Source organism: Arthrobacter sp. 01N444 (genome assembly GCF_056399305.1).
In genome coordinates this window covers 89,613-97,577 of sequence record NZ_JBFTRB010000018.1, presented here as the reverse complement: position 1 = coordinate 97,577, position 7,965 = coordinate 89,613, and the positions used below count along the sequence as shown (strand labels likewise).

7 protein-coding genes are annotated in these 7,965 nt (G+C 66.4%); all 7 read left to right on the top strand.

Features of this window, described 5'->3' with window-relative positions; translation table 11 throughout:
• On the top strand, positions 1-966 hold a 966-nt coding region (locus tag AC1DKN_RS17565; RefSeq protein WP_476872030.1), incomplete at its 5' end, for a DUF222 domain-containing protein.
• Positions 967-1,099: 133 nt separating this feature from the next.
• Positions 1,100-1,483, top strand: a complete 384-nt coding sequence (locus AC1DKN_RS17560; RefSeq protein WP_476856441.1) for a hypothetical protein — start codon at positions 1,100-1,102, stop codon at positions 1,481-1,483.
• Between the two features lie 191 nt (positions 1,484-1,674).
• Positions 1,675-2,658, top strand: coding sequence for a bifunctional riboflavin kinase/FAD synthetase (locus AC1DKN_RS17555; protein WP_476856440.1), 984 nt, complete (start codon positions 1,675-1,677; stop codon positions 2,656-2,658).
• 96 nt (positions 2,659-2,754) lie between these two features.
• Positions 2,755-3,609 (top strand): tryptophan 2,3-dioxygenase, encoded by an 855-nt coding sequence (gene kynA, locus AC1DKN_RS17550; protein ID WP_223914012.1) that lies wholly within the window; start codon positions 2,755-2,757, stop codon positions 3,607-3,609.
• Positions 3,606-4,955: a kynureninase gene (kynU, locus tag AC1DKN_RS17545; RefSeq protein WP_476849437.1), complete on the top strand. Its 1,350-nt coding sequence runs from the start codon at positions 3,606-3,608 to the stop codon at positions 4,953-4,955. Before kynA ends, kynU begins: the two co-directional genes overlap by 4 nt.
• Before the next feature lie 138 nt (positions 4,956-5,093).
• Positions 5,094-5,363, top strand: a complete 270-nt coding sequence (gene rpsO, locus AC1DKN_RS17540) for a 30S ribosomal protein S15 (protein ID WP_018774485.1) — start codon at positions 5,094-5,096, stop codon at positions 5,361-5,363.
• Positions 5,364-5,610: 247 nt separating this feature from the next.
• The gene (locus tag AC1DKN_RS17535; RefSeq protein WP_223914011.1) at positions 5,611-7,878 is read left to right on the top strand and encodes a polyribonucleotide nucleotidyltransferase; all 2,268 of its coding nucleotides are present in this window, start codon (positions 5,611-5,613) and stop codon (positions 7,876-7,878) included.
• The last annotated feature ends 87 nt before the right edge of the window (positions 7,879-7,965 follow it).

The window sequence follows — 7,965 nt, the reverse complement described above, 5'->3', positions numbered from 1 at the left end:
GACACCGACTTCCTGGCCCGGGTCAGCCGCCGGTGGACGGAGGCGCTGGACCAGGACGGCGCCGAGCCCTCCGAGGAACTGCTCCGCCAGCTCCAGGGCGCCTTCCTCCGCAAACCCCGGCACGGCCTGCAGCACCTGGAAATCTTCGCCACCACGGACCAGTTCGAACACCTGATCACCGTGATGAACACCGCCACCAACCCCCGCACCGGCCCAGACACCGGCCAGGGCACCGCCACCGGACCGGGTGACGGGTCCGCGGCGGCGGATGCGCCAGGCCCCGCTGCGGAGCCCGCCACGGCCGAACAGGACCCCGCACTGCCGTCCCTGGACCACCGCTCCCGGCCCCAACGGCTGCTCGACGGCCTGGTCGGCGCGTGCAAAGCGGCCCTCGCCACCGGAGGGCTGCCCGCCGCGGGCGGGCTCCGGCCCCAGATCATGGCCACCATCGACTACCGCGACCTGCTCACCCGGCTCGGGACGACTCCCGCCGAAGCAGGCGCCCCTGCCAACACCGCACAGCACGGCACCGGAACCAGACACGGCACCGGGACGCTGCTGTTCACCGGCCCAATTACCGCGTCCACGGTTCGCAAGCTCGCCTGCGACGCGGACATCATCCCGGTCGTCCTCGGCGGCGAGGGCCAGGTCCTGGACATCGGCCGCGCCTCCCGCATCTTCCCGCCCCACATCCGCAAGGCCATCACGGCCCGGGACCGGGGCTGCGCCTTCCCGCAATGCACCATCCCGGCCCCCTGGTTCGAGGCCCACCACATCACCTACTGGTCCCGCGCCGGAACCACCGGAACCGGCAACGGCACCCTGCTCTGCTCCCATCACCACCATCTGATCCACAAGGAACACTGGAGCATCCAGATGCGCACCGGCATCCCCTGGTTCATCCCGCCACCCCACCTCGACCCAGCCCAGACACCCCGCCGGAACACCTACTTCCGCCTGGAGTGACCCCCGCGCCTGGACTGACGCTCGCCTCGACTGACTCGGTGGGACCCCCGAAACCGCGCCCTCCGTCGCCGGGCTCCCTGCACCGGGCCGAAAGTCCCAAGCCTGCGCGCCACGGCGGGCCTAGGGTGGAGGCATGGACCAGCGCAGTCTGATGCTGCGGGTAGTGAAGACGCTCCACACCCTTGCCTGGCTCGTGATCGAGGCCTGCATGGCCTACGTCCTGTACGCCGGCATCACGGGCCGCAATGACCGGAAGACGAGGGCTGCCGCCGTCGTGGTCGCCAGCGAATCGCTGATTTTTGCGGGCACCGGCTTCCAATGCCCGTTGACTGTCGTCGCGAAAAATCTTGGCGACGGCTCGGGCTCCGTCACGGACATCTACCTGCCGCGGTGGTTAGCGAATATCTTGCCCGGGCTCCACGTCCCCCTCATCCTCGTCGCAGTGCTGCTGCATTGGCGGAATTGGCGGAAACAGACGGTGCGCGACAGCGAGCGGCGGCTTTTGCTCGGGCGATAGTGCGCGCCCGCCTCACACCTTCGCCCTGCCGCCGATTAACCGTGGTCCCTCCGGCGTGGCCCTTACGGGGATGCCCCCGGAGCCCGGCGGACCGTCCGGGAGTTGCCCGGATTGCGGGTAATCTAAGAGAGTTCCGGAGCCGGCACGGTCGCTCCGGAGCAGTTCATGGCAGGCAGCAAAAGGCGAGGTTGATGGTCCACATCTGGAACGATCTGTCCGAGGTCCCGGCGGACTTTGGTCCTTCGGTTGTCACGTTCGGCAATTTCGACGGCGTGCACCGCGGCCACCAGCAGGTGCTGTCGCAGCTCATCCGCACCGCCCGGTTGAAGCACGCACGCGCCGTCGCCATCACCTTCGACCCGCACCCCGCGCAGGTACACCGTCCGGAATCGGCTCCCGAACTGATCATGGGGCTGGAGGACAAGCTCGTGGCCCTCGGAGAGCTCGGCCTCGACGCCGTGCTGGTGATGAAGTACTCGATGGAGCTCGCCAGCCTCACCCCCGAGGAATTCGTCGCGACAGTGCTGGTCGACAGCCTCAAGGCCAGCCACGTGGTGATCGGCCACGACGCCCGGTTTGGCCGCGGCAATTCCGGCGACCTCGCCACCATGCAGGAGCTGGGCAAGAAGCTCGGGTTCGAGGTGCAGGTCATCAGCGAATTCGGCTCAGAGGGCTTTCCCATCCACGACGACGACGGCACGGACCGCCGCTGTTCGTCCACGTGGGTGCGCGAGGCCCTGCGCGCGGGCGACGTCGCCACCGCCGCTGCCGTCCTCGGCAGGCCGCACCGGATGCGCGGCGAGGTGGTGCACGGGGCCGCACGCGGCCGCGACCTCGGGTTCCCCACCGCGAACCTCTCCTCGACGGCCACCGGGTACATCCCCGCGGACGGCATCTACGCCGGCTGGCTCGTGGACCAGGCAGGCACGCGCTGGCCCGCCGCCATCTCCGTAGGCTCGAACCCGACGTTCGACGGCGTGAGCCGTCAGGTCGAGGCCCACGTGATCGACCGCCCGGAAGAGTCTCCCGATGACTTCGATCTGTACGACCAGACAGTTGTGGTGGAATTTGTCGCCAGGCTCCGCGGCATGGTGGCGTACCGTGGGGCTGAAGCTTTGGTGGAGCAGATGCGCCTGGACGTCGTCCAGGCCCACGACCTCCTGTTCGCCCGCTAAGAACCGGGCCGGATCGGCGTCGGCCCCGCGCTGACAATGTTCTGGTTCACTGGAGCCGCGCTGATTCACAGCCACTTGGCAAGGAAGGCAAGACACGTGACCATCGAGAAAAACACGAGGGAACTGGACCAGGACATTGTCCGGGATTTCAGTGCGCGGATGAGCTACGCGTCCTACCTGCAGTTGCCCACCCTGCTCAGCGCCCAGCAGCCGGTCAGCACGCCGGAACACCACGACGAGATGCTGTTCATCATCCAGCACCAGACCACGGAGCTGTGGCTGAAGCTGGTATTGCACGAGCTTCGCAGCGCCGCCGCGTGGCTGCGGTCGGACGACCTCGGGTCCGCCCTGAAGGCGATCGCCCGCGTCAAGCACATTCAGAAGACACTCACCGAGCAATGGTCCGTGCTGGCCACCCTGACGCCCACCGAGTACTCCCAGTTCCGCGGCTTCCTCGGCAACTCGTCCGGATTCCAGTCCAGCCAGTACCGTGCGGTGGAGTTCCTCCTCGGCAACAAGAACGCCAAGATGCTTCCGGTGTTCGAATCGGACCCCGAGGCCCACGAGATGCTGCGCGAACTGCTCGAAGCCCCCAGCATCTACGACGATTTCCTCGCCTATCTCAAGCGCCAGGGCTTCGACGTCCCGGCCTCCCTGCTGGAGCGCGACGTCACCAAGGCCCACGAGTTCTGCCCCGAACTGGTCCCGGTGTTCAAGTACATCTACGAGAACGCCGCCGACAACTGGGGCGCATACGAGGCCTGCGAGGAACTTGTGGACCTTGAGGACAACTTCCAGCTGTGGCGTTTCCGCCACCTGCGCACCGTCCAGCGGACCATCGGCATGAAGGCCGGCACCGGCGGATCCAGCGGCGCCGCGTTCCTGCAGAAGGCCCTCGAACTGACCTTCTTCCCCGAGCTCTTCGCTGTGCGGACGGAGATCGGCCAGTGAGCATCTCCGCCAACACCGACGCGACGGACAGCCTGTGGCAGCGCGCCCTCGACCTCGACGCCGCGGACCCGCTGGCCGGCTACCGCGACCACTTCGTCGGCACGGACACGGACCTGTCCTACCTTGACGGCAACTCCCTGGGCCGTCCGCTCAAGCGGACCGTCACCGACATCAGCAGCTTCATCCAGGACAGCTGGGGCGGCCGCCTGATCCGGGGCTGGGACGAGGAATGGCTCGAACTGCCCCAGAAGATCGGCGACCAGCTCGGCCGCGCCGTGCTCGGCGCGGCGCCGGGGCAGACGATCATTGCCGATTCCACCACCGTGGTGCTGTACAAGCTCATCCGCGCCGCGCTGGCAGCCGTCACCGATCCGGCCCGGACCGAGATCGTCCTGGACACGGATAATTTCCCCACCGACCGCTACCTGGTGGAGGGAATCGCCCGTGAAGAAGGCCTGACCCTGCGCTGGATCGACGCCGATCCGGCCTCCGGCGTCACCGTCGAGCAGGTGCGCGACGCCACCGGCCCGGCCACCGCCGTCGTGGTCCTGAGCCAGATCGCCTACCGCTCCGGCTTCCTCGCGGACCTGCCGGGCATCACCGCGGCAATCCACGACGCCGGCGCCCTGGTGGTGTGGGACCTGTGCCACTCCGCCGGGTCTGTGGAGATCGCTTTGGACGACGCCGACGTCGACTTCGCGGCAGGCTGCACCTACAAATATCTGAACGGGGGACCGGGCTCGCCCGCGTTCGCCTACATCAACGCACGGCACCTGGCCGGGCTGCAGCAGCCCATCTGGGGCTGGATGGGGCGCAAGGACGCGTTCGAAATGGGTCCCGGCTACGAGGCCGCCCCCGGCATCCGCGGCTTCCTTAGCGGCACTCCGGCGATCTTCGGGATGCTCGCCATGCGCGGCACCCTGGACCTGATCGAGGAAGCGGGGATGGCGTCACTGCGGGAGAAGTCACGGGTGCTGACCGCTTATGCCCTCGAACTTTACGACGCCTGGCTGGCGCCGGCCGGCGTGCAGCTGTCCACCCCGCGGGCGGCGGAACTGCGCGGCAGCCACGTGACGATCGACCACCCGGCCTTCCGGGAAATGACGGCCACATTGTGGGACCAGGACGTGATTCCCGATTTCCGCGCCCCGCAGGGCATCAGGATCGGGCTGTCGCCGCTCAGCACATCCTTCGCGGAGCTTTACCGGGGCGTCGCCGCTATTCGCGAACTGCTCGCAGCCCAGGAAAGTGGAAAACCGCAACCGCCGCAGGCAGCTGGCGCGCCGGCAGAGTCGGCGGCCGCGCCCGGCGGTTTCGACAAGACCGCGGACGTGCCACTAAACTGAACGTTGGATCCGGCTGCAGTCCGTGGCGGCTGGCTCCTGTTGTGTACGGAATGCCCGGCTTCGGCGGGGGATTCCGGGACGGCACCCCCGGCAGTGAATTACTGATTCGGGCCTCACGGCACATCTCTAGGAGTTATTGTGGCACTTGAAGCCGCTGTAAAGCAGTCCATCATCAAGGATTTCGCAACGTCCGAGGGCGACACCGGTTCGCCGGAGGTCCAGGTTGCAGTCCTGACTCAGCGGATCAAGGATCTCACTGAGCACATGAAGGAGCACAAGCACGATTACCATACCCAGCGCGGTCTGCTGGCCATGGTTGGTCGTCGCAAGCGCATGCTCACCTACCTCAAGAACACTGACATCACCCGCTACCGTAAGCTCATCGAGCGCCTCGGCCTGCGTCGCTAGTCAGCTTTAAGGGGCGGCCCCTTCCGGACCGGAAAGGGCCGCCTTCTTCAGGAAAAAACTAAACAGGAGGATCAACCGCATCACGCATTCGCGGTCCTCGGTAGTGATCCCCGGGAACGGCCTCAAGGAATGAGGCCCGGCCCGTGGGTCTCGATCGATGACCGGGTGCAGTGCAGGCCAGTAGACAGATGCTGGGCTGGGTTGATGCGGCTGGGCTCCGTGAACCAAGAAACGGAGGTGACTCTCTATGGAGGGTCCCGAAATCCAGTTCTCAGAAGCAATCATTGACAATGGCCGCTTCGGCAAGCGTGTAATCCGCTTTGAAACCGGCCGCCTTGCCAAGCAGGCAGCCGGCGCAGCGATGGTCTACATCGATGAAGAGACCGCGCTGCTGTCCGCAACCACCGCCGGCAAGCACCCGCGTGAAGGTTTCGACTTCTTCCCGCTGACCGTCGACGTCGAAGAGCGTATGTACGCCGCCGGCCGCATCCCGGGCTCGTTCTTCCGCCGCGAAGGCCGTCCCTCCACGGAAGCCATCCTGGCCTGCCGCCTCATGGACCGTCCGCTGCGCCCCGCGTTCGTCAAGGGCCTGCGCAACGAGGTCCAGATCGTCGTCACCGTGCTGTCCATCAACCCGGACGAGCTCTACGACGTCGTCGCGATCAACGCGTCCTCGATGTCCACCCAGCTTTCCGGCCTGCCCTTCTCCGGCCCGATCGGCGGCGTCCGCGTTGCCCTCGTTGCCGACGAGAACGGCTCGCAGTGGGTTGCGTTCCCGAAGCACTCCCAGCTCGAGAACGCCGTCTTCAACATGGTCGTCGCCGGCCGCATCGCCGGTGACGACGTCGCCATCATGATGGTTGAAGCCGAAGCCACCGACAACTCCTGGAACCTCATCAAGGAACAGGGCGCCACCGCCCCGACCGAAGAGGTTGTCTCCGAGGGCCTCGAGGCTGCCAAGCCGTTCATCAAGGCCCTTTGCGAAGCACAGTCCGACCTGGCAGCCCGCGCCGCCAAGCCGACCGTCGAGTTCCCGGTCTTCCTGGACTACCAGGACGACGTGTACGCCGCTGTGGAGTCCGCTGCCGCCGAGAAGCTGGCCGCTGTCTTCCAGATCGCCGACAAGCAGGAACGCGACACCGCGTCCGACGAGCTCAAGGACGAGGTCACCTCTTCCCTGGCCGGCCAGTTCGAAGGCCGCGAGAAGGAACTGTCCGCAGCCTTCCGCTCCGTCACCAAGCAGGTTGTGCGCCAGCGCATCCTCAAGGACCAGATCCGCATCGACGGCCGCGGCCTGACGGACATCCGCCAGCTCACCGCCGAGGTTGAGGTTCTGCCCCGCGTCCACGGCTCGGCCATCTTCGAACGCGGCGAGACCCAGATCATGGGTGTCACCACGCTGAACATGCTCAAGATGGAACAGCAGATCGACTCGCTGTCTCCCGTGACGCGCAAGCGCTACATGCACAACTACAACTTCCCGCCGTACTCCACCGGCGAGACCGGCCGCGTCGGCTCCCCGAAGCGCCGCGAAATCGGCCACGGTGCCCTCGCAGAGCGCGCCATCATGCCGGTGCTGCCGTCCCGCGAGGAATTCCCCTACGCCATCCGCCAGGTGTCTGAGGCTCTCAGCTCCAACGGTTCGACGTCGATGGGTTCCGTCTGCGCCTCCACGCTGTCCCTGCTGAACGCAGGCGTGCCGCTGAAGGCTGCTGTTGCCGGTATCGCCATGGGCCTGGTCTCCGACCAGGTCGACGGCCAGACCCGTTACGCCGCCCTGACCGATATCCTCGGCGCCGAAGATGCCTTCGGTGACATGGACTTCAAGGTTGCCGGTACTTCCGAGTTCGTCACGGCCATCCAGCTGGACACGAAGCTCGACGGCATCCCGGCCTCGGTCCTGGCCGCCGCCCTGAAGCAGGCCCGCGAAGCCCGCCTGCACATCCTGGACGTCCTGAACTCCGCGATCGACACCCCGGACGAGCTCTCCGAGTTCGCGCCGCGCGTCATCGCGGTCAAGATCCCGGTTGACAAGATCGGCGAGGTCATCGGCCCGAAGGGCAAGATGATCAACCAGATCCAGGAAGACACCGGAGCCGACATCTCGATCGAGGACGACGGAACTGTCTACATTGGCGCCACCAACGGCCCGTCTGCCGACGCAGCACGGTCCGCGATCAACGCCATCGCCAACCCGCAGATCCCGGAAATCGGTGAGCGCTACCTGGGCACGGTCGTCAAGACCACCACCTTCGGCGCCTTCGTTTCCCTGACCCCGGGCAAGGACGGCCTCCTGCACATCTCCGAGCTGCGCAAGATCGCCGGCGGCAAGCGCGTGGACAACGTCGACGACGTCGTCTCCGTGGGCCAGAAGATCCAGGTGGAAATCACCAAGATCGACGACCGCGGAAAGCTGTCCCTCTCGCCCGTAGTGGCTGAGGAGGCTGGCGCGGAAAATGCAGGAAACACGGAAAACGCTGACAACGCCGAGGTCTCCGCGGACGCCGCAGAGTAGTCTCTCCTGAGTCAAAAAGCGGGGCCGGTGGATCAACCACCGGCCCCGCTGCTGTTAAAGGTAGGATGGCAGGCAGATTTGGCATGT

Excerpts from the sequence above, each read along its gene's own strand:
- AC1DKN_RS17560 (WP_476856441.1), top strand. The coding sequence starts at position 1,100 with ATGGACCAGCGCAGTCTGATGCTGCGGGTAGTGAAGACGCTCCACACC.
- AC1DKN_RS17555 (WP_476856440.1), top strand. The coding sequence starts at position 1,675 with ATGGTCCACATCTGGAACGATCTGTCCGAGGTCCCGGCGGACTTTGGT.
- AC1DKN_RS17535 (WP_223914011.1), top strand. The coding sequence starts at position 5,611 with ATGGAGGGTCCCGAAATCCAGTTCTCAGAAGCAATCATTGACAATGGC.